Here is a 24734-nt window from a genome sequence, read left to right as displayed (position 1 = left end):
TTCTCCTGGCCGGCACAGCGGCGGCGTGCTGAACCGGGAGTTCCGTCTGAAACAGACTGGTCGGTCGATCGTTCCTCGTGGTTCCACAGCCAACATTGGTATCTGAGAACAGCCGTGGGGCAACTCTCACTCACCTGAGGACGCTTCAGCTACTTAAATTGTAAACCGCCTGCAGAAACGACGAAACTCGTCGGCAGAATTAACACCTGGTTCTCAGGACCCAGTCGTGAGTTCGTGGTCCAGGTGTTCACGAAGTTCCTGCATATTGCTCGAACGGAAAAACTCCGTCAGCTGGAGCGCTTCGGGGTCCCGGGGGAAGACAGTCCCGCGGCCGTACGTCTCGAACGCCGTTTCGATGACCTCACGGTAGGTCTTGCTCGTCACGTAGCCGACGATCTCGTCGAACTGGTCGCCGTAGCGGTCGAGGAACTCGACGAGTCGGTCGGTAACGAGTTCCATCTGGGCCTCGTCTTCTTTCGCGAGCACGTACTCGTACTCGAGGACAGGCTGTTCCTGCTCGAACTCCTCCGGGACCGGGCCGTACATTCCCGAGACGGTGACCTTGTGGATGTTCTCCCGCTGTCCACCCAGCTTCTTCGAGAGTACAGAATGCGTCCGGGACTCGGCGTAGGGCTTTTGCTGACTGCACGGCACGACGAGGAGGACCTCTGTCTCCGACGGTGGTGCGTACTCTCGGTCAGACACGTCGAAGTCGTGCGGACTGTGTTTGAGCGAAATCGTCCGACTCTCGGTCGCCTCGTCGACGCCGGCGTCGAACGTCGAGAGCTTCGCCTGGTCGCTCGTGAGGTCCATGCCCGCGACCAGGTCGTACGCTCCGCGTTCCTCGAGGTCTGCCTGCAGACCGAGGTCGTCGTGGAGCTGCGCTTCCTTGAGCCCCTTTTTGATGTCGTCGTCCTTCCTGGCCACCTCGACGACGTAGTCCAGGAGCGTTCCCTGCCGAATCTGTTCCCGGACGCGCATCAGTTCCTGGTTGTACACCTCGAAGTTGTGCCGCGCCAGGTGCGCGTAGTAGTCGCTCTTGATGAACTCGTCGTTGGCTTTCCGCTCCTCGCGCTCGTCGTAGCCCATGTCGCTGTTCAGGACGTGCATCATCTCCTCGTAACTCTCGACGTCGCTCTCGGGGCCACAGAGCGTGCAGTTGGGCATGTCACAGGGGAAGTTGCCGTCGTCGTCGATGTATGAGGGAAGGTCCTCCAGCGCGACGTTCTCCCACTCGCCGGGGACGACGTACTTCCGATACTTCGCGGCCTGGACGTGGCTCGAACAGTCGAACGAGTCGACGCCGAGGAGCGCCAGCAGGGAGACCTGCTTGCCACCGATTCCGAAGACGTGTAGCCCGATCTCGTCCGCGCGCACTTCCGGGATGGCTGCTTTCGCTCCCTGGATGAGCTTGACCAGCACGTCCATACTGCTCCGGAGGGGGACGAGCGACCCGAGAGCGAACCCCTCGAAGGCGTGGTTGAGACCTGCCTCGTCCACTGCCTCGATGAAGTTCCCGACGTACCAGCTAACCGTCTCGAAGTCGGTGCCGTGGAGCGCGACGTACACGCCGGGCTCGTTCCCCTCGGCTTTACGTCGTTCGAGGTGTTCTCTCGCCCGCTCGTTGTCGTTGTTGTCCGCGGTCAACAGTGATGGGTCGTCGATGATCCGCAGACACTCCACGGCGCTCTCGATGCTCTGCTCCATCCGCTCCATCTTCTCTTCCTCTTTGAGGTCTGGCGGGATCGGATAGTCGAGCGTCGCGATGATGTCGGCACCGAAATCCAGCTGGAGCCCCAGGATGCTCGCCGGGTTGGTGTAGAGACCCCAGTCGTTCTCGTCGCCGCCTTCGGTCGGGGCGTCGCTGAACGTGTTCGAGTTCATCAGCTTGAACCCGCCCGAGTCGATGAACACCGGCGAATCGAGGTCCGGGTACCACTCCTGGAACGGCTGTGTTCGCCAGTGTTCGTTGAGATTCTTCGGAGAAACGCCGAAGTCCGTGAAACTCATCGCCTGGAACATGATGCCTTGCAACTCGTCGTTCGCAAAGAGGTTCTCGCGAAGTCGAGACCAGATGCCGCCGGAGTTCGTCGTCGAGCCGCCGATGAGGCTGACCACGGGAAAGAGCGCCGGCGTATCGACCGGTCCGTGGGGAACGTCGAGTTCTCCGAGTCGGCCATAGCCGTCGTCGCCGACCGACGTCACCCGGAAGTCTGCCATAGATCAGACACCGGTACTCGATTGGCCCAGATAGGTCCTTCGCCTCCGGGATGCAGTCCGGATGATCACGCTCTCGCCGGTCACGAATCGTCGTGCTGCCGACCGACTGCTGCTCGAATCATCGTGACGCGCTGTGCTGAAATCCCGTCTATCGCTGTGAGTTCGTCGTCGGTCGCTCTCCGGAGGTCGTCGAGTTGGTCGTAGCCTGCAGCGTGTAACGCCTCCGTCGCCGCGGCGGGTACGCCGCGCACGTCTTCGACTGGTGTCGACGTATCGTCTTCGGAGCCGACTTCCACTCCACCAGTCGTATCGCTACCGTCCGTTTCTCCACCTGAGTCGTCGCTACTGCCACTGGTAGACTCATCGTCCGGGGCATCCTCGAGAGTGACGGGAGGCTCCGCGGGGAATTCGTCGAGTAAGGCCCGCGCCTGCGCTAACTCCGCTTCGGACTCGACGAGTACTGGCAGTGGAACCGCACTCTCCGGGGCGACGGGGACGACCCACGACTCGAGTTCGGCGAGTGATTCGTCCAGCAGTGCCGTTATCGCCGGCGAGAGTGTCTGGGTCCCGACCGTCTCGAACGCAGTGATCCGGTCTTCCGTGCCGTACGCTTCCCGGTACTCCGAGATTTTGAACGGGCTCCGTTCCATCTGCTGTCTCCCGTAGCCAGTGTCCTGGTCGCCCCATCCCTGTTCGGTGATGATCGAACGGGTATCGTCCATCCACCGCTGCTGGGGATCCGTCTCGGGGATGGTAGTCCTGGCCGATTCACGGATCGCTCGATGGATGATACCCAGGCTCCGGAACGCGTCGTAGTGCTCGGCCAGAGGCGATGGATTGTCCTCGACAGGTAGATTCGTCTCGTCGTGATCACTCTCGTCCACTTCGTCCGAACCATCGCCTGACTTGGGCTCCGTCGACGAGTCATCCCTCTCGTCATCGCTCGAACTGGCACCCTCGGGTGGTTCCTGTTGCCCGGACCCGGAGGAGTCGTCTGGTTCCCGGCGGACACGCCCCGTGCTCGCGTCGGTGACCCTGGAAGGATCGGTCTGATCGCCGAAGGCTGCGGCGAACCAGTCCGTCGCGACTGTGGGGGTGTCAGGATGGTCGTCGATAGCTGTCGCGTACGCCGTCTCGATGGCGGTTGCCCGCGGGTCGTCGCGGACGTTCGGCGCGCCGAGCTGTTCCAGCGTGACGATATCCGACGCCACGTCGGCCTCGATCGACACTGAAGGCGGTTTGAGGATGCCGTCAGTGTCGGGTTCGAGTACCTGGCCGAAGAACTCTGCGATGGTCCGGACGAACGATTCACCGTCGGGTTCGATCGTGGCGTCGGCTGGCGGTACCCCGACGAGGTGATAGAACGAGACCGTCTCCTTCCCGCCCGCGTCACGAAGCAGGCGACCGAGTCGCTGGACGAGCGACGTGTTCACACCACTGCCCGGGCGGGCGATGTTGATGCCGACTTCGACGGACCTGATGTCGTTCCCCTGTCCGATGCGTTTCCCGGGGCCGATCAGCGCTTTCTCGTCGGTTTCGGCCTCGTCGAACGACCTGATGATCGAATCCTGTTTCGCCGCGTCTTGATCCGCATCGAGTCGCTGGACGACGCGGTCGTCGTGCCGGTCGTACAGTTCCTGCCAGATTTCCTTCGCCTCGCGGTAGGACCGGGTCAGAACGAGTACCGGCCGTCCGTCCGAGAGTGCCTGTTCTGCCAGTTCGACGACTGCCGCGAGGTCCGCGTCGAGATTGAGTCGATGGATCGTCCGGTTGCCGACACCACTCGCGAGTGTCTCGAGTTGCTCCGTTGGCGCGACGTCGTCGTCGCCGTGCTCGCGAAGCCCAGAAGCGAGTGCCGACCCCGAGACGTAGTCGCCAGCCATCTCGTCGATGGCAGCGTTCGGGAGTTCCGGCGCTGCTTCTGCCAGGGCGTCGTTCTCGAGGTGGTACGTCCCAGCGTCGTACTCGACGACGTCGTCGAAATGGCTGGCCGTCTCCCGGAACTGTGAAAGCGAGTCGGAGCCGGTCACTTCGGTGAACGACAGGGTCCACTCGAAGTCAGGGATCACGCCGTCGGCGAGCGCGAGCTGGTGGGTGTAGCGATAAACCAGGGGGAACGACCGGTCGGCCCGCTGAACCAGGGACTCGAGTTGATCGGTGACGCTGCCGGTCATCGCGAGGACGGGACACGAAGACTCGATGAACGAAACCAGATGGTCCCCCCACCCGCCACGGGTCGAGTAGTTGTGTACCTCGTCGAAAATCGCCAGGCGGTAGTCGCTCGGGTCGACGTCTTCCATGCTCCGCGCCGACCGGATGTCGATGTGGCCCCACGGCAGACGGATGCCGGACTCCCGCACCTGCGTGAACGCGGCCGGCGTGTGACAGTGGTCCTGGAACAGCCGCGCCCACTGGACGCCGAGCAAGTCGTCAGTCGTGACGATGAGGACGTCGTTCGGGCGGTCACGGTGTGGGTCGGGGAGGTCGCCGTCGAAAATGTCCGAGAGGCGTTGCTGGTCCGCAGGGTGAAGCGACCCCGAGTCGACGGCGTGTGCGACGGCGGCGAGTCCGAGTACCGTCTTCCCCGTCGCCGTCGCCATGTCCACGTACGCGTTCATGTCGTGGTGCAACCAGAGAGCGAGGCTCTCAAGCTGGTGGTCCCACAGCTCGGTCGTCAGGTCCAGCTCTGCCAGCTGCGTCGTGAGCGTCCCCGCATCGTCCGGGTCAGGTAGCGCCTGTTCGACGACCGGTGCGACTTCGGGAACCGCGGTGAGTTCCGCGACGAGTTCGCGCGGCGTTTCAGCGTCCGCCCGCAGCTGGCGTGCGAGTTGTGCCGACTGATCCCGCGTCTGGCGCTGTATTTTGCGGGTGATCAGTCGCGAGAGTATCTCACCGGGCGGGACGTCACGTCGGTCGACGTGCTCAAGCCCCGCTTGCAACCCGGCGAACTCGACGAGAAGAGTGCCCAGATCGAACGTGTCCGGGAGTGCCGTCGAGCGTGAGATATCTCCAGTAAGAGCGCCGATGCCACGGAGATAGTGGCTACTTGCAGCTTTATCGAGATCGGCGCCGTCAGTCAGATACTTTGGTTGGTGTGACTGGGGATCAATAACGTAGTCCCCTTCGTTGAGTTTGCGGGCGACGTAATCGATACGGTCCGGCCACTGGGACTTGTCGTAGTCACCGAGCAGGTCTGCTTTGAACGCCTGTTCGCCACTGACGATGGCGTCGATGTCGATATTGTTACTGTTTGCCATACGTTAGGGAACGAAGCGTCGCTCAGTTGTGCGGGCGATTGACACAGGTGATGCACGCCTGTTACCGATGCCCTCACAAATAGATTCGCGTCAGTACAGGCGGTGATATGTGCGAACAAAGATGCGTTCTCTCGGTGGCCGTTTCTCACGGACTGCGGTGGCCTCTGACGCACATTCCAGTTTCTCAGTCCGCTGCTGGAGATTGAATGTGAACGCGGGTTCAGGGCGCCTTTTCGTGGGATCAGTCCTTCAGTGCATGGACCAGATGGCCTTCGTACAGGCCTCTATTCCGCGTACGACGGCCGCTCGGCGTACTCGATCGGATCCCGTGCATCGAGTTCCTGGAACGCCCTGAGTCGGAAGGCACACGAATCACAGGTGCCACAGGCGGGCGCTTCAGCACGGTAGCAACTCCAGGTGTCCTCGTAGGGAACGTCGAGTTCGAGTCCGCGCTCGGCGATGTCCGTCTTCGACCACTCGACGAACGGTGCTTCCATCGTAATCGACGTCTCTGGCTTCGTCCCGACGTCGACGACCTGCTGGAAGGCGTCGAAGAACGCCGGTCGACAGTCGGGATAGCCGGCGAAGTCCTCCGAGTGAGCGCCGATGAAGACGGCGCTGCACTCGTTGGCCTCGGCGTAGGAGACGGCCATCGAGAGGAGGTTCGCGTTCCGGAACGGCACGTACGAGGACGGAATCTCGTCGCTGTCCATGTCCGCGTCAGTGACCTCCATCTCCTGGTCCGTCAGTGAGGAGGCACCAATCTCGCTCAGGTGGCTCGTCTCGATGTGCAGGAAATCCGCCGCCTCGACGTGGCCTGCCAGCGCCTGTGCGCAGTCGTGTTCCCTGGCCTCCGTCTGCTGGCCGTAACTGGTGTGGAGGAGAAACAACTCGTCGTAGCCCTGTGCCTGTGCCTCGTAGGCTGCCGTGGCGCTGTCCATCCCGCCAGATGCGAGGACGACAGCGCGGGAGTTCTGTGCCATCGTCGGATTCAGTCGGTTGTACGGACGTGCTGGTCGAATCGTCGCTGTTCGTCGTCGGTCAGGTCGCCGACAGTAGACCGGGTCACCGTCTCCGTCGCCGTCTCGACGCCGCGCATCGCCTCACAGAGGTGCGTGGCGTGGAGTTCGACGACGACTCCTTCGGCCCCGATCTCCTCGGCGAGGCCGGTCGCGATGTCGCGGGTGAGCCCCTCCTGGATTGTCAGTTCTCGTGACTGCCACCGGACGTACCGGGAGAGCTTCGAGAGACCGACGACGGCGCCCCCTGGCCGGTAGCCGACGTATGCTTCCCCGTAGTACGGGAGGAGGTGGTGTTCACAGAGGCTGTAGAGTGGAATCCCCGTCTTCACGACGAAGTCGTCACTGGCCGTCTCGAACGTCTGCATCGACGGTTTCGCCGCCTCGCGGCCGCCCTCGGTCAGGGTTTCGAACGCCGCAGGCACGCGCCGGGACCACGTCTCGATCAGCGTCTCCTCCGTGGTGTCCTCGCCGACGGCGTCGAGGAGGAGGCGCACGCCCTCCTGTGCCTGTTCCCAGTCGATTGCCGTCTCTGATGGGTGGTTCTCTGTCCGTCGCGGCTCGTCGATGTCTGGTGTCACGTGCTCACGCATCGATTCAGGTCCCCGGTGCGTCGTTCCACAGCGTGACGTGCAGTCGCGGCGTGAACTGGTAGCCGCGTTCCATCGCCAGTTCGGCGACGGTCTCACGCGTCTCTTCGAGGCGGTCCCGAGTCGCTCCTTCCGGCATGAGGAGGACGTCAGTCGACCTGACGTTCGCGCTCGTCGCGTCGTCGATGCGCTCGACGAGGTCGTCGATCTCCGGCATGTCCGTGCTGTCGGTCACGACGAACTTCAGCTGGAAGTCGTACGTCTCGACCAGTCGAGACAGTGCCTCAATATCGATCCGGCGGTCCTCGTGTCGTTCCTCCCACGCACCGTCCCCCTTCGGGTCCCGTTCGGGGGTCGGCGTGCTCGAGGCGAGCTTCGGGCTGATACTCGCGAGGTCGATCGGTGCCTCCCGGTAGATCGTTCCGTTCGTCTCGACAGTGGTGTGATAACCAGCTTCGTCGAGCCGTTCGAGGAGCGCCACACTTCGGTCGTGCATCATTGGCTCACCGCCCGTGAGAACGACGTGGTTCGCCTGGGCGTGAGTGCGAATCTCCGCCAGCACGTCGTCCATATCCATCCAGGCGTGCGTCGGTTCCCAGGAGGTGTGGTAGGAATCGCAGAACCAGCACCGGAGGTTACAGCCACTGGTCCGCACGAAGACGGACGGGACGCCAGCCAGTCGTCCCTCTCCCTGGAGTGAGTAGAACAGCTCGTTGATCGGCAGCCCATCCTGGTCGCCCTCGTTCATCGAATCGGAGGCGTCCGCATTCACCGGCATGTCAGGGCCCGGCGCAGAGCTCGCTCGTTTCCTTGACTGTCACACCGACGTCGGAGACGGTCTCGGGGAGGCGGCGTTCCAGTTCCCGTTCGAGCGTCACTGCCATGACTTCGGCCGTCGGCGGTGCATCGATCACGACCACTGCATCCTCGTCGCCGCTCGCCTCCATCGCCTCGATCAGCGGGTCACCTGCCTCGAGGAGGAACCGGTGGTCCCACTCGGAGAGTACGTCGGTAATATCACCTTTGTCGACGACCCATCCTTCCTCCGTTAGCTCACCACAGAGACGAACGGAGATCTCGTAATTGTGGCCGTGCGGGCGACTGCACTTTCCGTCGTGGTGTTGAATCCGGTGGCCCGCGCTGATCCGTATCGGGCGGTCACCGCCGACGACCAGTTCACGCTCACCTGAATCCGCGATCACACCCCCACCATATTCTTCGAGTGTTCCCATAGGCATATTCGGTCATTACCTGGATAGGATATAAAGCTATCCCAGTTCCACGCGACCTCGAAGCATCACGGACGTACAGGGAGGATCGTCACTGACGACGATGCCTCCGTTCGAGGCTTGAGACCCCAATTGCTAAGGCCGATACTGTGAGTGGTAGACGGGAACCGCTCATGGGCTCGTTCGCGACGTCCGTACAAGCGTCTCTCCGCGACCAGCTTGCGGTCCGGCACCCCGAACTCAAGTGGGAAACCGAATACCGGATCGCGGGGACGCCAGTCGACGTCGCAGGCAGGACGGATTCTCACCTGTATCTCCTGGAACTGGAGTGGCGCCGGGCCGACCCGGCGGACAACGCTGCAAAGCTCTTCCGCCACCTCGACGAGGAGACAGTCAACGGAACGACAGTGGTCCTGTTCCAGATTTTCACGGAGTACTACCAGTTGGCCCGTGGTGGCGTCTCGTCGAAGCGAAAGAACGCGGAGTTCGTCGGTCGAATTGCGACGGAGACCATCGACCAGCTCACCTACCAGCCAGTCGAGTTCGAGCTCGATCCACCGAAACGTGGTGCGGACCGGCCGGAAAACTGGGAGGCAATCGCCGACGAGACCGCAGCCCGGATCAGTGACTGGATCTCGGACGACGAGCCGGAATCGTAGCCCAGTCGAGGGTCAGCGTCGCTGGTCACTCGGCGGTGGTGCTGTTCGACGCCCACATATGGCCGCCTCCTCGTCCGTGTGTGGCGTCCATCTCGATGAGGACGTCACGAACAGCTTCCCAGAGGACGGTCTGGCTGCGATCCCTGGTCTCGACGGCCTCCCAGACAGCAGATTTCACTTCCGAGGTTCGAACGAGTCCGCCAGCGTGGATTTCTCTGGCAGCGGCCACGGCGGCACGTAGAACCTCGTCCCGGGTGTACCCGCCAACGAACGTCTCCTCCGGAACCTGTTCGTCGAGCGCCTGCCTGTCCACCTCGTCGGAATTACCGGGGCTATCTTCGGCAGGGGACTCGGCCGTCTGATTCGCCTGCCGTCCGCGAGACGTCCTGGTTTGTGTCTCGGGACTTGGTTCGACCGTCCTCCCCGAGGTGTCGCTTTGGCCACCAGCGGTGGTACCTCGATCGTTGCCCACTGGTTCCGGTTCTGGCGCTACGTCGTTCGGTTCGTCCACCGTCGATTCGACCGTCGAGCCGAACTCCTCGTCGAGCGGCGCGAACGAACCGGCAATCTCGCCGAGGATACCCTCTTCTTCCTGCATTTCGTCGAACGACACGTCCGGGGCCTGCGTATCCGGTCCGGGATCGTACTCCCTGAGATGTTCGTGTGGATCGAGCTCCGGGTTGATGAGCAACGGCTCGAACTCCCGCTGTTCGAAGATTCGCTCGTACTCCGCGAGGATTCCTGCCAGCGCGTCTCGTCCCTCGTGAGTCACCTCGTACGTCGCATCCGGAGTGACGGCAGTCCCTCCTTCAGTGTGGTCGGCTCGCTCGTCTACGGGTCGGGACGTATCCACGGTTCGGCTGATGAGGTGGCTCCGGAGAAACCGACTGAAGTAGCCACTGTCGTCGGCCGAAATCCCGGACGTCTCACGGAGGAGCCGTTCGGGGACGAACCGCGTGCGGTCCGCCATGGCCTTGGTGAGAGCGAGATACTCGTCGTGGGTCGCGACGAGCCAGAGCATGTCGTACACGATGGGATTGTACTCGGCCGGAGGCTGAGGGACAATGTCGTAAAAGAAATCCAGATCGTCCGTCGAGAACCCCTGTCGTAACAGCATGTGCTCCCCGGAGAGACCGCGCTGGAGCAAGATCTCGAAGAGCCACCGATACCGCTTCAGCAGCCTGACGAGCGCCCACTGGCGGTGTTCCGGTTTGAAGTAGACCGTGTGAACACCAGTCGCGGCGGACTTGGCGGGTACGAGTCTGAGTGAATCGATATCGTGTTCCTGCCGAAAGTGCTGTGGCTGGGTCTCGAGTTCGTCCAGAAACAGCGGCCCGTCGAGAAGCAACGAAACCGGAAACCCCGAATCCGAACTCATTCGTTGAGAGTTTCCTGACGTTATATATAGTGCCTGTGGCCCACTCACGTTCTGTAAACTAATCAACGACAGAACGGCACGAGTCAGTGGTACCGTCGTGAGTTCCGTATTTGCTGTGACAGAATCGAGATACCCCTGATGGAGAAGCACATTCAAGTAGTGGAATCCCACTACGTGTATCAACCGAGCAGCCTGCTCCAGATGAAACCTGTCGCAAAACCGGATTGTGGCACCAAATCCTGCGTTGTCTCTGGAGTTCCTGGATGCGACTGAACGCGACTTTCCCTCACAGGTGACCGCGGAATATGCCCCAACTCCAACCACCCGACTGGATCGAACCGCGAGAGTACCAGCGGACAGCAATCAGGGAGTGGGTCAACGCTGACGGCCAGGGGATTCTCCACATGGCGACGGGGACGGGGAAGACCATCACGGCACTGCTCGCGGCGTCACGAGTCGCCGAATCGATCGAGGATGGCCTCTTTCTCGTCGTCACCGTCCCGTACCAGCATCTCGTCGACCAGTGGGCCGAGGAACTGAACGAATTCGGCATCACGCCCGTCCGGGCGTATCAGTCGCGAAAGAACTGGCAGCCTCGTCTCGAACGCGAACTGCTCGAATACAATCACGGCTCCCGGTCGCTGTGCGTCGTCGTGACGACGCATCGAACGCTCTCGATGGAGCCTGCACAGCAGACCATCGGCAGGGGCCGGGGACCGATGATGCTGATCGCCGACGAAGTCCATCACCTCGGGGCAGAACAGATGCGTACGGGACTCTCCCAGGCGTTCGACTTTCGACTGGGCCTGTCTGCGACGCCAGAACGGTGGTACGACGACGAGGGGACGCGCGTACTCGAACGGTACTTCGGTGAGACGGTGTTCGAGTACGGACTCGAAGCGGCGATCGAAGCCGGGGCGCTGTGTGAGTACTACTACATCCCGCACATCGTCGAGTTCGACGCCGAAGAGCTCGAGGAGTACAAACGACTCACGGCGAAGATCGGTCGGCTGTCGGGAAGCAACTCCAACGTCGCTCTCGAGGACAATCCCGCACTCCAGCAAGCACTATTTAAACGCGCCCGTCTGGTGGGAACTGCCCGGCAGAAACTCGACGTGCTCGTCGACCTCCTAGAACGAGAGCACGAGGTCGATCACACGCTGGTCTACTGTAGTGACGGGTCGACGGGAATCGAGCCGGGGACGGGGCAGCGTCACGTCGATGCCACGACAGACCGCATTCGGACAGAGAGTGACCTCACCGTCGACCGATTCACTGCCCGCGAGTCACAGGCAGATCGAGAACGACTGCTTGACCGGTTCGACGACGGCAGTATCGACGTTCTCACCTCGATTCGCTGTCTCGACGAGGGCGTCGACGTCCCCGCGACACGGACGGCCTACATCCTGGCCAGTACCAGCAATCCACGGCAGTTCGTCCAGCGCCGGGGACGCATCCTCCGCACTCACGCGGGCAAGGACTTCGCCGTCATCCACGATTTCATCACCGTCCCGAGCGTCAACGGCCAGCCTGCATTCCTCTCCGGCAGTGAGTTCGACGTCGAACGTCGCCTCCTGGAGAAGGAACTCGAACGCGTCTCGACGTTCGCCGATGCCGCACGCAATCATCCCGACGCCGAAGTGGACGGTGTCCCGACGACTGACGGATCCCTGCAGCGACTCAAACGCCAGTACGATCTTCTTGGCAGTTGATAATTACAGGAACTACTGATCAATCGCCGAGCAAACCGGAGACAACCTGTAAACGGGTGGTCCGTTACAAGATATAAATACGCACAGCGTCTGGGTGGGGTGATGACGGACAGCAACGATGACATCTCCATTCCGGACGAAACGGTAGCCCGCATTACCGACCGGGTCCTATCAGCCGAGAAGAAGAAACTCAATCTCGATAATCCGCGCGGTGTTGTCAATCAAATCGAGGAGATCGTCGAAGAAGAAGTCTACTGATGAAGTTAGACACACTTTCACTCCAGAACTTCCGGCAGTTTCGCGACGAGGAGATCTCGTTCGCACGCGGCGAGACGCGGAACGTGACGGTCATTCACGGGTCGAACGGTTCAGGGAAGACCACGCTGCTGAATGCGTTCACCTGGCTCCTCTACGAGGAGGTCGATTTCGATACACGCCCCGAACGGCTCGCGAGCGAAGGTGCGATGGCTGCGGCGGATCCTGGCGACGAAGTGACCGTCTCGGTCACACTCGAGTTCTCGCACGACGACGCCGACTACACCGCCACGCGAACGGCCACGTACGAAAAGCAGTCGCCGACAGATTTCGACGGCATTCTGAACGAACCGACTCTCGTCGTCGAGTACGACGACGGCAGCGGTGTCAATCGACCGGAGAATCCCGGCGAGGTCCTCAGCCAGATCATCCCGGAGCGACTCAGCGAACTGTTCTTCTTCGATGGGGAGGACATCGACGAGCTGGCCGGAATCGACAACCAGGACCGTATCCAGGAGGCCATCCAGAACATCATGGGGCTGACGATTCTGGAACGGGCCACCCGACACCTCGGAGATGTCGCCGACCGCTTCGAGTCCCAGGTTCAGGATAGTGCCAGCGAGGAACTCCGGGAGCTGATCGACGAAAAGCAGGCGACAGAAACCGACATCGAGGACCTCCAGCGGAAAAAGCAAGACAAGGAACGCGCGATCGAACGGGTCGGAACAGAAATCTCGGATATCGACCAGAAGCTCGAACGTCTCGACGAGAGCGCGCAGCTACAAGAGAATCGAGAGGCGTACCAGGAAGACGTCGCGGCTCTCGAAGACGATGTCGACGAGATCAACGCCCAGATCAAAGCGGTGATTACGGAGAACGGATTCATCCCGCTCGCGATGCCCCTGATCCGGGAATCTGCACAGGAGATCGACCAGCTCCGGAAAGACGGCGTCATTCCCTCGGAACTGAGCGACGACTTCCTCAATTCACTGCTCGAAGCCAAGCAGTGTCTCTGTGGCCGGGACCTCGAGCACGACTCAGAGCCGTACGACCACGTCGCCTCCCTCCGTGGTGAGGTTGCGTCTGACGGCGTCGAGCAGGGCGCGCTCCGAGTCGTCGGTCACCTCAGGCAGTTCACCGATGGCCGCACGGAGTTCTTCGACGACGTCGACGAACTGATCGAACGCCGGCAGGAGAAACACGAACAGATCGACAGGCTCGAAGAACGCATCTCGTCGATCAGCTCGGAACTCAAGGGACTCGACGCCACCACCCCCGGCGGGCAGTCGATCAGTGACCTCGAAACCGAGCGAGAGAACAAACAGCAAGAAAAAGAGCAACTCATCGCGGACAGGGGAGGCATCGAAGAGCAGATTTCCTCGAAGGAAGCCGACGTCGAAGAGCTCGAAGCGGATATCGCCGATCAGAAGGACGAACAGGCAGAGACCCAGCTCGCACGGCGCAGACAGCGTGCAGCAGAACTCGTCGAGACCGACCTCGCGAACAACTTCGAGGCACTCAAGGATAAAGTTCGAACGTGGTCGAATCAGGAAGTGAACGATACATTCGGCAAGATCGCGAGCAAGAACCTCGAAGCCGAAATTACGGCGGAGTTCGAACTGAAGATCCAGCAATCCGTCGAAGACCAGCAAGTCGAAGTCGACAAGTCGACGGGTGAACGCCAGATCGCGAGTCTGGCGTTCGTCGGGAGCCTGGTCAAAATCGCCAAGAAGCGCTACGAAGCGGGCTCCGAATCGGAGTATTTCACCGGTGGTATCTACCCGCTCGTCATGGACTCGCCGTTCGGTGCACTCGACAAAGACCACCGACGAGAAGTGAGTCGTATCCTACCGACCCTGGCGTCGCAAGTCGTCGTCTTCGCCACTGACTCGCAGTGGGAGGGTCCCGTCGAGGAGGAGATGAGCGACATCGCCGGGGAGCAGTACTGGCTCGATTTCGACGATGGAGAGGGGACGAACAAGAGTCCGCAGACGCAAATCAAGGGCGATCGGGCCGCTCAGGCAGGTGACTGACGATGGCAAAGACGAATATCCAATACGAACAGGGCGAACTGTACGAACAACTCGTCGACGAGCACGCGGTGTTCGAACACTACTACGAAGTCCTCGTGTTCCTCGCTGTCCTCGGATATCGCGAGGGGAACGTGAAGCGCGAGAACTACAAGGGAATCCCGGACGAGACCCAGAGCGAAGCAGGGTTGCAAAACATCCATTCTCGCGACCTCTACCACACGATCGCGGCCTGTCTCGCGTTCCAGGACACGGGCGAGCCAGAGTCTCTCGTGGACCCAGGGGAGCACAAGCGCGTCATCGCCCAGTACGCTGCTGGCGGGCTCGAAGTCGCCAGGGAAAAGTTCGGTCAGAACGCCGGTGACCCGACAGATGCGATCGTCGATTACATCAAATCCAAGGAGGAGGGCGAGGACGACGACGAGATCGAGACCGAACTCCAGAACATCGTCGACTCGTTCGACGACGAGATGATGGGCTATGAATAGGCAGTGTCAGTCGGCAACTCGGCCACCTGCTACTGATGTCACCTGGTGGCACGGCGTCTGCAATCCGACGGTACGCTGGTGATATGGACGGAAACAGCACTGACGTCCCCGTTCACGACTCGCTCCACGTCACAGACGCTGTCTCCCTGTACCAGAACGACGAATGGTGGAAGGCCGTCGTCACCTACCAGTTCGAGGGTGACTCGGACACCGACGAGACGGCGATATACCTCTGGCACGACGACGGCGACGGCTGGACGCGCAAGAACAAGTACGTCATCAAAACACCGGACGCCTGGGCAATCGACCGGGAGGTCATCGACGACTACATCCGGAGCGATGCTCCCTCGGCAGAGGATACCTCGTTCCCGGTGAGCGACTACTACACCGTCGGCGACGGTGAAACGATTTTCCAGCGCGACGGCTGGTGGAAAGCGATCGTCAACGTCGTCGAGAAGGGGTCGTGGGAGACGAACGAGGTGATGGTCTACCTGTGGCAAGCACAAGATGGCGAGTGGCGTCGGCGCCAGAAGTATACCATCAAGCGAGTCAACGACTGGGAAGAGGAACGCGAGGTAATCGATAGTCGAATGCTCGGTGATAGCGATGAGAGTCAATCTGGTAGTTCTGTCCAGCCTGATGGCGACGTCGCTGCAGACCTCGATTCGCTCGGAGACGAACTCGAGACCCACCTCAGTGGGGAATTCACGTAGTCCTCTGACAAGGGCCCGCGTACCAGTTGTCCGTTCTGAAGCGGGTGAGACTGTTCGTAACGTTCGCGACTGAGAACCACGCACCAACCTTTATCCAGTTACTCACGAGTGCATTGTGCGTGCCTATTCAGCGCGCGAAGCCCGTCGACACGCTCTACGACGAGGTCAGGGGGTACGACCTCGTCCTGACGCCCGACGCGCCGCTGGCGAGCGCGATCAATCGCCGACTGGACGTCCCGCACTTCGGGACGTTCGCGACGACGCCACGCCGACTCGCGGCCGGTCGCAAGGAGCGAGCCGAGGACCGGAGCGCGTTCCTCGAAGTCGTCGACCGGACAGACCACGACTGGAAGTCCATCAGCTACGCCGTCGGGAACACGCTCCAGTGCTGGGAACACCAGGGATCCATCGAGTCTATCCTGGCGTACGACGCGTACGTCGACGACGCCACCGAGGCAGTCGTCGAGATCATGGCCGACCTGCGGTCGACGTCGAGGCGGCTCACCGAGTACTCTATCGAGGCGGAGTCGGTCGCCGTCGTCGGCGAGGACCAGCTCACCGAACTCGAACGGTCGATCCTCCCGGACGAGTACGACCAGTTCGACCTGTTCACCGACGAGCGCTTCGCGTACCCCTCGTTCAATATCTTCGAGTCCTCGGCGGACATCGTCGACGCCATCCTCGACACGGTCGACGCCGAGACGGCCGGCGACGTCGCGGTCGTCCTCGACAGCAACAGTCGCTACTCCTCGCTCGTCGAGTCGGCGTTCGAGGCGGCCGACGTCCCGTACTACGGCGGCCCGGGGTTCGTCGACGACCCCCATCACCGGTCCCTGCTCAGTCTTTGCCGGACGGCGTTCCGGGGGTCGGAGACGCTCGTCTCCGACGTCAGGCCGGTCCTCACGCAGCTGGGCGTCGACGTCGCCGTCGACCACGACGACAAGCGACTCCACGCGCTGGACGTGCCGGAGACCGAGTGGATCCGGGCGTTCTGTTCGACGCTGGAATCCCGAACGTTCGACGAGGCACTCGCCGCGTACGAGTCCGAGACGGGCGCGTCGCTGGACCTGTTCCGCGACGAACTCGCCCGGCTCGGCCTCGCCGAGACCCGGATAGACGAACGTCGTCTCGACGAACTGGCGTACTACCTCCAGGCCTACGAGGTGCCCGTCGACCGGGCGAACGAGGGCGTCCTGCTCGCCGACGCCAGGTCGTCGGGCTACGTCGACCGTCCCGTCGTCTTCCACGTTGGCCTCGACGAGGCGTGGACCCACACCGCGCCCAAGCGGCCCTGGGTCGACACGGAGACGCAGTTCCAGCGCTACGTGCAGCAGTTCCAGTTGCTCCTCCAGAGCGGCGTCGAGCAGTACTACCTCGTCCAGGACACGGCAGGTGGCCAGCCAGTCACGCCGTGTCTCTACTTCGGCGAACTCCTCGACGAGGAGTACGAGCGATTCAGCGACCTCCAGTCAGTGTCCCACACCCGAACCTTCGACGACGTCGGAAAGGGATTCGAGAAGGAGCCGATGGACGTCGACGCCGAGCCCGTCCGGAACGTCAGCAACTCGAGTCTCACGACCTACGTCAACTGTCCACGGGACTACTTCTTCGACCGGCTCGTCGACGGCCCGGACAAGGATTATTTCAAGGAGGGCAATCTCTTCCACGACTTCGCCGAGTTCTACGTCACCCACCCCGAGGTCGTCGACGACGCCGCGCTCGACGAGGTCGTCGACCTGATGCTGGCGGAGGCGACGCCGTACTTCGCGACGAGCGACCAGCCGCTCCGCGAGCGGACGTACCGGATCGGGCTGGAGACCATCGTCGAGTACCTCGACGACCAGCGGCCGTTCGCGGACGACTTCCTCACCCCGTCGTCGGGGTGGGGCGAGAACGTCTTCGCCGAGTACTTCGACAGGCCCGTCGACTCGCCGATCACCGAGCGCTGGTTCGAGAACGGCGACCTCGGGATGAAGGGAAAGATCGACCTCGTCAGCGACCCGGCCCACCTGCTGGACTTCAAGAGCGGCTCGAAGAAGTCCCGGCGAGCCGTCGTCGAGAACGCAGCTATCGACCCGCCCGGTGACACGCCGGACTTCCAGGCGGCGATGTACCTCTGTCACTACCGGGCGGAGCGGCCGGACGAGCCCCTCGAGTTCACGTTCTTCCACTTCCTGGAGACGCTCGAGGACGTCGTCACGGGCGACCACGACGTCGCGGACACGCTCACGACGGTCTCGTACTACCCCTGGACGTTCGACGAGCACGTGGGTACCAGAGACGCGTTCGACGTCCTCCTCGACGGCTACAACGACTGTGTGGCGACGTTCGAGGACCTGGGCTACGAGGCCTACGCCGCGATTATGGAACGACTGTCGTTCCCCGAGACGACCGAGAAGGACGAACTCCGGGACTCCTCTTTCGCGACGGAGTTCACGAACGCCGTGATGGAGCGGACCAGCGACTCGGTCGACGCCGAGAAAGGCTGCGACCAGGCCATCCGCGCACTCAACAGCCACCGACAGAAGACGTTCTTCGAGGAGGATCTGGACGCCCTGGAGGACTTCGTCGCGGGACGCATCGAAGAGCTGAATCGGCACCGCGCCGGCGAGGAACGGTTCCCGATCGAGGGTCCTGGCGGCGAGCCGAACTACAGGCGGGTTGACCACCGCGACTGCATCCTGGAGGGTGCCAGCGGTGAGTGATCCAGCGGTGAGCGACCCAGAAGCGAGTGAATCAGCAGAAAGTGAATCGGCCGAGAGTGAATCGGCCGAAAGTGCGCCGACGCCGAACGCGAAACAGCGCGAACTCATCGAGAACACCGAAGGCATCTACGTCGTCGACGCTGGCGCGGGGACGGGCAAGACGTTCGCCGTCACGCGACGCTACGCCAGCATCGTCGACCAGCCCGACGTCGAGCCGGAGGACGTCCTCCTCGTGACGTTCACCCGGAGCGCCGCGACGGAGATGAAAGAGCGCATCGTCGACCACTCGTCGTACTCCCTTCGGGAGCTGGCCGACGCGTCGATCCAGACGTTCCACTCGCACTGTCTCGACCTCCTGGAGGAACACGGCTATCGCGCCCCGACCCACCTCGGCATCGACGACCGCATCACCGGGTCGACCCGCGTCGTCGAGGACGAACTGGTCGAGGCGGAACTGTTCCGCGAGTTCCTCGACGGGTTCCAGGACGACCACCCCGAGTACGCGGACTTCTTCCGGGCGCTCTCGGACAGGAGCGACCTGCTCGACGTCGTCACGGAACTCGCGTCCAAGGGCGTCTTCCCCACGGCAGAGGGCTGGTACCGCGACGGCGAGTCGTTCGTCGATGGGGACTTCGAGGCGTTCAAAGCCCTGTTCGACGAGGTGAACGAGCCCCGCAACGGCGGGAGCAAGCAGTCAGTGCTCCGGTCGAAACTGAACGGGTACGGGCGGAACAGGACCTACCTCCCGGACGCACCAGACAAGGGTGAGCTACGGGGCGATGGGACCAAGCAAGCACCAGACGAGACGGCAAAACGGGCCTTCGACGAGGACCGCGAGGACCTGAAGGAATTCGTCCACGACGTCTACCACGAATACCTGGCGTTCGCCCTCTCCCGGAGCTACCTCACCTTCGGGTTCCTCCAGCTGTTCGCGTTCGTCCTGCTCTGCGAGAACGAGTCACTCCGCGAGCGCGTCGGCTTCGAGTACGTGATGGTCGACGAGTTCCAGGACACCAGCGAGATACAGTTCAAGCTCGCGCTCCTGCTGGCTGGCACGGACAACCTCTGTGTCGTCGGCGACTGGAAGCAGAGCATCTACTCGTTCCAGTACGCCGACGTCGAGAACATCCGCTCCTTCGAGGACCGCATCGACCGCTTCACGACCGACCTGAACGACGACCAGGAACGCGTCGCCTTCCCCGTCGACGACGTCGAGACGATCGAACTGGAGGAGAACTACCGGTCGACACAGACCATCCTCGATTTCTCGGAGGAGGCGCTCGTCACGCCCGCGTCGAACAACGAAGACGTCGACGAAGACGTCCTCGACAACGTCGTGTCGCTCTCCTCGAACGCGTCGTTCGACGACACCACGATCGAGGGGATCCACCACCCGGACCAGCACGAGGCCGTCCTCACGAAGATCCAGTCTATCGTCGGGAACGACGACTACGCCGTCGAGGACGAGAACGGCGACCCCCGACCACCGCAATTCGGCGACGTCGCCGTCCTCACACGGACGAGAGACTTCGGCCGTGAACTCCTCTCGGTGGCCGACGACTACGACTTCCCGATGGCCTACGACGGCGGGGTCGAACTTTTTCGAACTGATCAGGCGAAACTCCTGCTCGCCTGGCTCCGCATCCTCGAGTCCGACGCCGACCGCGGCTGGGCCGTCGTCCTGGAGGAGGCGGACTACACCCTCGACGAGGTAGCTCACGTCCTCGACACCGGCAACTATCCGTCGAACATGGTCGCCTTCCGCGAGCGGCTCGACGCGATGGAGGCCGTCGGCTCCGTGGCCCGGCGCGTCTTCGACCGGTACGGGTTCACCGGCGAGTACGCCGACGTCATCCTGCACACCATCCAGTCGCTCCACGACACCTCGACGCTGACGCGCGGCGACCTCGTCCGACTCGTCGAGCGCGGCATCGAGAACGGGGCCACGCACGACGTCGTCACCAGCGCCGGCGTCGACTCCGTGACGGTCCAGACCATCCACTCGGCGAAGGGGCTGGAGTACCCCATCGTCGTCCTCGCGAACATGAACGCGGGCAAGTTCCCGCCGAACGTCGGCGGGTCGAGCGTCGTCCAGTACGAGGAACCGGTCGGCCTGCGGCAACGGAAGCTGTACGCCGACGTCGAGGAACACGCCCACCCGCACGTCTACGACAACTGGACCCACGACGTCCTTCGACACTGTCTGCAGGACGACAACGACGAGGAGCGACGCCTCCTCTACGTCGCGGTGACGCGCGCCGAGAGCCACGTCGTCTTCGCCGGCGGCGAGGACCCCAACACCTTCTACGAGGAACTCCCCTTCGAGGGAACGCTCCTCGACCCGGCCGTCGAACCGGTCGACCGGCGCGAGACGGTCCAGACTCAACTCCCGTTCTCGGTCGTCACGCCGGAGGGGCCGACCGGGCACACGCCCCATACGCTGATGGACGACGCGGTGTTCGAGGACGCGGACGTCGAACTCGAAACGGCGGAGTCGATGGAGTTCCGCGGCCGTGACTTCGGCTCTCGCGTCCACGACTTCGCGGAGGCCTACGCGCTCGGCGAGGACGTTTCACCGACCACCGACGGCCACGACGACCAGCGCAACGTGAAGGCGTTCATCGACGGGCTCGACGGCGAACTTCACGTCGAAGAGCGGGCAGTCCTTCCCCTGGCCGTCGACGGCGAACAGGTGACCGTCTCCGGCATCGTCGACCTGGTCCACGAGACGGCGGACCGCATCGAGATTATCGACTACAAGACCGACCAGAGCCGACGCGCCGAGTCGGAGTACCAGAAACAGCTGAGCGTCTACTACCACATCGTCAGCGAGTGCTTCCCCAGGAAGGAGGTAACGGCGAGTCTCTTCTACACGGCGACGAACGAACGCCGCACTATCGAGCCGCTCTCGCTGGCTGAACTCGAAGCCGTCGTCCGCGCTTCGTCGTAGTCGGCAGCGGCTCCTGATTTCGACCGACAACGCTCCCCAGACGGTCTCTCAGGTCTCGCGTCCACGTCAGGTAACGTGTATCTCAATCTAAGTGGTCCATATCACCGCTTACTCCGCCGAACTGTCGTACATCTCCTCGAAGGCCTGCTCACCGCGGATCAGATCGTCGACGCCGTCGGTGAGCGTCACCTCGCCAAAGACAGTCGCCCGGTAGTACGTGTAGAGTCCGTCCTGCCCCCGTTCGGTGCGCTGGCGCTTCTCGACGAGGCCGACGTCGACGAGTTCGTTGAGATGGTAGTGAAGCGTGCTGTCGTCGATGCTGATCGCGTCTTCGAGTTCCGTGGGGCTCATCTCGCCACCGTGGACGAGGCGATAGACGATTTCGTAGCGGGTCCGATGCCCGACTGCGGCGTGCATATCGAGGTACTCATCGAGGCTGCGGATGTTATGCACTGGCAGCAGATCTTCCGGATCCTCCGGGGCATCGCCGTGGACTGGAGGTGTTTGGTCCGGAGCCATGGTGATTTCACGTACGGGCAGCACGGTTTAAATGGCTCGCTGTCGGTTCATCGAGCACTCTCTCGCCGGAAAGCAGACGACCGACGGCGATGGTGACTCGACCAACGAAACTTTAGCGTTGGTATTCGAACCAACGAGTAATGAAATCCAATGACACGAACACTCGTCGTCACTGTCGAATCCGACGAAGCGTTCGATGACGAAGTCCGCTCGGCGATCGAGCGATTACAGGACGGAGAAACAGTCGACTCCACGCACACGGTCTCCTTTCCGAGCGAGGAACTCCTCGCGGAGACGCTCACGGCGACCACACTGGCGCTCCTTAGAGCCCTCTCGACGCACGAACCGGCGAGTATCCGCGAGACGGCCCGGCTCGTCGAGCGGGACGTCAAGAACGTCCACGACGAACTGACTCGCCTCGAAGCGATGGGTATCATCCGGTTCGAGGAAGTCGGCCAGGCGAAGAAGCCGGTCTTTCCGTTCGACGAACTGATCGTGAACGTTCCGTTCCCCCACTCGCCTCAGGGCGACGATCACCCCGCAACGACGTCGTAGGCTCCCGGAAGTTGCGTACCCACCCCTCGCTACGACGTCCGCTCTTCTCAGATGAACACCCCCTTCCGGCGACCCCAGCTTTAACCGGTCGGTGCGCAATCCGAAACCATGCCCCCTGCTTTCGACCCGCAGACCACCATGTGGTACGACGCGCCGGCCACGGAGTGGCTGGAGGCGCTGCCCATCGGCAACGGTCGCCTCGGCGCGATGGCCTTCGGCGGCCCCCGCGTCGACCGAGTCCAGTTCAACGCCGACACGCTGTGGGCGGGCGGGCACGAGGACCGGACGAACCCGGTCGCACGGGAGCATCTCGAAGCGGTCCGGCAGTTACTCTTCGACGGCGAGGTCGAGCGGGCCCAGGCGCTCGCCGACGAGAAACTACTAGGCGACCCCGTCCGCCTGCGTCCCTACCAGCCCTTCGGCGACCTCGCGCTGGACGTGGGCCACGACGACGTCACCGACTACCGGCGAGAACTCGACCTGTCGGCGGGCCTCGTGCGCGTCCGGTACGACCACGAGGGGACGACCTACACTCGCGAGTACTTCGCCTCGGCCCCGGACGAGGCGATCGTGGTCCGACTCACTGCCGACGGTCCCGGCGAGGTGGACGTGACGGCCGGCCTCCATCGCGAGCGCGGTGCGCGAGCGGGCGCCCGGGACGACGCGCTCATCCTCCGGGGTTCGATCATCGATTTGCCGGCCGAGGAACGCGGCGAGGGCGGCTGGGGGATGCGCTTCGAGGCGCAGGCGCGCGTGGACGCCCCTGCCGGGTCGATCGAACCGGTATCTGGTGCCGACGCACCGGGCGCGTCAGAGGCGGGCCTCGCAGTCACGGGCGCCGACGACGTGACGATCGCGCTGACCGGCTTCACGAGCCACGAGACGGCGGACCCGACCGGGGCCTGCGAGGACGTGCTGGACACCCTCGCGGGCCGGCCCTCCGACGACCTGCGGCGGGCTCACGTCGCCGACCACCGCTCCCTCTTCGACCGCGTGGAACTGGATCTCGGCGACCCGGTCGACCGGCCGACGGACGAGCGCCTCGCCCGGGTGGCCGACGGGGCCGAGGACCCGCACCTCGCGGCGCTGTACGCCCAGTTCGGGCGCTACCTCCTGCTGGCGAGTTCCCGGCCCGGCTCCGAGCCCGCGAACCTCCAGGGCGTCTGGAACGAGGAGTTCGACCCCCCGTGGAACAGCGGGTACACGCTGAACGTCAACCTGGAGATGAACTACTGGCCGGCGCTGCAGGCGAACCTCGCGGAGTGTGCGACCCCGCTGTACGACTTCGTGGACGACTTGCGCGGTCCCGGAGGGCGCGTCGCACAGGCGCACTACGGCTGTGACGGCGTCGCCGTCCACCACAACTCGGATCTCTGGCGGAACGTGGCGCCCGTCGACGGCGCACAGTGGGGGCTCTGGCCGATGGGCGCGGCGTGGCTCTCCCGGCTGGTGTGGGACCACTACGCCTTCACGCGCGACGAGGCGTTCCTCCGCGAGACGGCCTACCCCATCCTGCGGGACGCGGCGGCGTTCCTCCTGGATTTCCTCGTCGAACACCCCGACGAAGACTGGCTGGTGACCGCGCCCTCCATCTCGCCCGAGAACACCTACGTCACCGACGACGGGCAGGAAGCCACCGTCACGTACGCGCCGACCATGGACGTCCAGCTCGCTCGCGACTGCTTCGAGCACTGCGCCGCCGCCGCGGCGGTCCTGGATATCAGGGACGACTTCCACGAGCGACTGGTCGCCGCCGCCGAGCGCCTCCCTCCGATGCAGGTGGGTGAACACGGCCAGTTACAGGAGTGGGTCGAGGACTACGACGAGGCCGACCCGGGCCACCGTCACATCTCCCACCTCTACGGCGCGCACCCTAGCGACCAGATTACGCCGCGGGAGACGCCGGAACTCGCCGACGCGGTCCGGACGTCGCTGGATCGCCGGCTCGAACACGGCGGCGGCCACACCGGCTGGAGCGCCGCGTGGCTGGTCAACCAGTTCGCCCGTCTGGAAGACGGCGAGCGGGCCCACGAGTGGATCGAGACGTTACTCACCGAGTCGACGGCGCCGAACCTGTTCGACCTCCACCCGCCGTTCCAGATAGACGGGAACTTCGGCGCCACGGCGGGCGTCGTCGAGATGCTGCTGGGGAGTCACGCGGACGAGATCCGCCTCCTGCCGGCGCTCCCCGACGCGTGGGCCGAGGGGTCGGTCTCGGGACTGCGCGCCCGGGGCGATTTCGAGGTCGACGTCGAGTGGTCGGATGGGCGCCTGGACGGCGCGACCGTCCGGTCGGGATCCGGAGCGCGCTGTCGCATCCGGGCGACGCCCGACCTCGCAGTCGAGTCGGCCGACGGCGGTCCGGTGGACGCACACCGCGAGGACGGCGTGCTGGTCTTCGAGACGCGGGCGGGTGAGAACTACTGTGTGACTCCGGTCTCGGACTCCAGTTGAA

The 24734-nt window shown here is 63.1% G+C and carries 18 protein-coding genes; 10 read left to right on the top strand and 8 right to left on the bottom strand.

The annotated features are described in order from the left end of the window. Positions 1 to 213: 213 nt before the first annotated feature. The 6 genes from AC5FRV_RS09535 to AC5FRV_RS09510 form a co-directional block, all read right to left on the bottom strand. Complete coding sequence (locus AC5FRV_RS09535) at positions 214 to 2220, bottom strand: DUF5591 domain-containing protein (protein WP_493560844.1); 2007 nt, start codon at positions 2218 to 2220, stop codon at positions 214 to 216. An 80-nt stretch (positions 2221 to 2300) separates the two neighbouring features. Continuing rightward, positions 2301 to 5477 (bottom strand): DEAD/DEAH box helicase, encoded by a 3177-nt coding sequence (locus tag AC5FRV_RS09530; RefSeq protein WP_493560843.1) that lies wholly within the window; start codon positions 5475 to 5477, stop codon positions 2301 to 2303. Positions 5478 to 5761: 284 nt separating this feature from the next. Continuing rightward, positions 5762 to 6460: a 7-cyano-7-deazaguanine synthase QueC gene (gene queC, locus AC5FRV_RS09525; RefSeq protein ID WP_493560842.1), complete on the bottom strand. Its 699-nt coding sequence runs from the start codon at positions 6458 to 6460 to the stop codon at positions 5762 to 5764. A gap of 8 nt (positions 6461 to 6468) precedes the next feature. Continuing rightward, the gene (folE, locus tag AC5FRV_RS09520; protein ID WP_493560841.1) at positions 6469 to 7089 is read right to left on the bottom strand and encodes a GTP cyclohydrolase I; all 621 of its coding nucleotides are present in this window, start codon (positions 7087 to 7089) and stop codon (positions 6469 to 6471) included. Positions 7090 to 7093: 4 nt separating this feature from the next. Beyond that, complete coding sequence (locus AC5FRV_RS09515) at positions 7094 to 7864, bottom strand: 7-carboxy-7-deazaguanine synthase QueE (RefSeq protein WP_493560840.1); 771 nt, start codon at positions 7862 to 7864, stop codon at positions 7094 to 7096. Between the two features lies 1 nt (position 7865). After that, positions 7866 to 8324, bottom strand: coding sequence for a 6-pyruvoyl trahydropterin synthase family protein (locus tag AC5FRV_RS09510; RefSeq protein ID WP_493560839.1), 459 nt, complete (start codon positions 8322 to 8324; stop codon positions 7866 to 7868). 140 nt (positions 8325 to 8464) lie between these two features. Between AC5FRV_RS09510 and AC5FRV_RS09505 the strand changes: the two genes are divergently transcribed. Continuing rightward, a complete protein-coding gene (locus tag AC5FRV_RS09505; protein ID WP_493560838.1) occupies positions 8465 to 8974 on the top strand; it encodes a hypothetical protein in 510 nt (169 codons plus the stop codon). 25 nt (positions 8975 to 8999) lie between these two features. Here the strand turns inward: AC5FRV_RS09505 and AC5FRV_RS09500 are convergent, their stop codons facing one another. Next, positions 9000 to 10523: a hypothetical protein gene (locus AC5FRV_RS09500; protein ID WP_493560837.1), complete on the bottom strand. Its 1524-nt coding sequence runs from the start codon at positions 10521 to 10523 to the stop codon at positions 9000 to 9002. 134 nt (positions 10524 to 10657) lie between these two features. Here AC5FRV_RS09500 and AC5FRV_RS09495 point away from each other — a divergent pair, with 134 nt between their 5' ends. The 7 genes from AC5FRV_RS09495 (at position 10658) to AC5FRV_RS09465 (ending at position 21205) form a co-directional block, all read left to right on the top strand. Next, a complete protein-coding gene (locus AC5FRV_RS09495) occupies positions 10658 to 12064 on the top strand; it encodes a DEAD/DEAH box helicase family protein (protein WP_493560836.1) in 1407 nt (468 codons plus the stop codon). 102 nt (positions 12065 to 12166) lie between these two features. Continuing rightward, positions 12167 to 12322 (top strand): hypothetical protein, encoded by a 156-nt coding sequence (locus AC5FRV_RS09490; protein ID WP_493560835.1) that lies wholly within the window; start codon positions 12167 to 12169, stop codon positions 12320 to 12322. Next, on the top strand, positions 12322 to 14352 hold the full coding sequence (locus AC5FRV_RS09485; RefSeq protein ID WP_493560834.1) for an AAA family ATPase: 2031 nt from the start codon (positions 12322 to 12324) through the stop codon (positions 14350 to 14352). Before AC5FRV_RS09490 ends, AC5FRV_RS09485 begins: the two co-directional genes overlap by 1 nt. A gap of 2 nt (positions 14353 to 14354) precedes the next feature. Beyond that, a complete protein-coding gene (locus AC5FRV_RS09480) occupies positions 14355 to 14837 on the top strand; it encodes a DNA phosphorothioation-associated 4-like protein (protein WP_493560833.1) in 483 nt (160 codons plus the stop codon). Positions 14838 to 14920: 83 nt separating this feature from the next. Further along, positions 14921 to 15550 carry a hypothetical protein gene (locus AC5FRV_RS09475; RefSeq protein WP_493560832.1) on the top strand — a complete coding sequence of 210 codons (630 nt, stop codon included), beginning with the start codon at positions 14921 to 14923 and terminating at the stop codon, positions 15548 to 15550. A gap of 119 nt (positions 15551 to 15669) precedes the next feature. Next, positions 15670 to 18255 (top strand): PD-(D/E)XK nuclease family protein, encoded by a 2586-nt coding sequence (locus tag AC5FRV_RS09470; RefSeq protein ID WP_493560831.1) that lies wholly within the window; start codon positions 15670 to 15672, stop codon positions 18253 to 18255. After that, the gene (locus tag AC5FRV_RS09465) at positions 18248 to 21205 is read left to right on the top strand and encodes a UvrD-helicase domain-containing protein (protein WP_493560830.1); all 2958 of its coding nucleotides are present in this window, start codon (positions 18248 to 18250) and stop codon (positions 21203 to 21205) included. Before AC5FRV_RS09470 ends, AC5FRV_RS09465 begins: the two co-directional genes overlap by 8 nt. 108 nt (positions 21206 to 21313) lie before the next feature. On the opposite strand, the gene AC5FRV_RS09460 is transcribed toward AC5FRV_RS09465, so the two are convergent. Continuing rightward, complete coding sequence (locus AC5FRV_RS09460) at positions 21314 to 21724, bottom strand: ArsR/SmtB family transcription factor (protein WP_493560829.1); 411 nt, start codon at positions 21722 to 21724, stop codon at positions 21314 to 21316. 150 nt (positions 21725 to 21874) lie between these two features. On the opposite strand from AC5FRV_RS09460, the gene AC5FRV_RS09455 reads away from it, so the two are divergent. Together AC5FRV_RS09455 and AC5FRV_RS09450 are read left to right on the top strand one after the other, a co-directional pair. Beyond that, positions 21875 to 22279, top strand: a complete 405-nt coding sequence (locus tag AC5FRV_RS09455) for an HVO_A0114 family putative DNA-binding protein (protein ID WP_493560828.1) — start codon at positions 21875 to 21877, stop codon at positions 22277 to 22279. 108 nt (positions 22280 to 22387) lie between these two features. Further along, the gene (locus AC5FRV_RS09450) at positions 22388 to 24733 is read left to right on the top strand and encodes a glycoside hydrolase family 95 protein (RefSeq protein ID WP_493560827.1); all 2346 of its coding nucleotides are present in this window, start codon (positions 22388 to 22390) and stop codon (positions 24731 to 24733) included. Position 24734 lies beyond the last annotated feature (1 nt).

The organism is Halomicrobium sp. HArcel3 (assembly GCF_058933135.1).
Note: the sequence above shows the minus strand (reverse complement) of the source record. Positions and strands in the feature narration are given on the sequence as shown.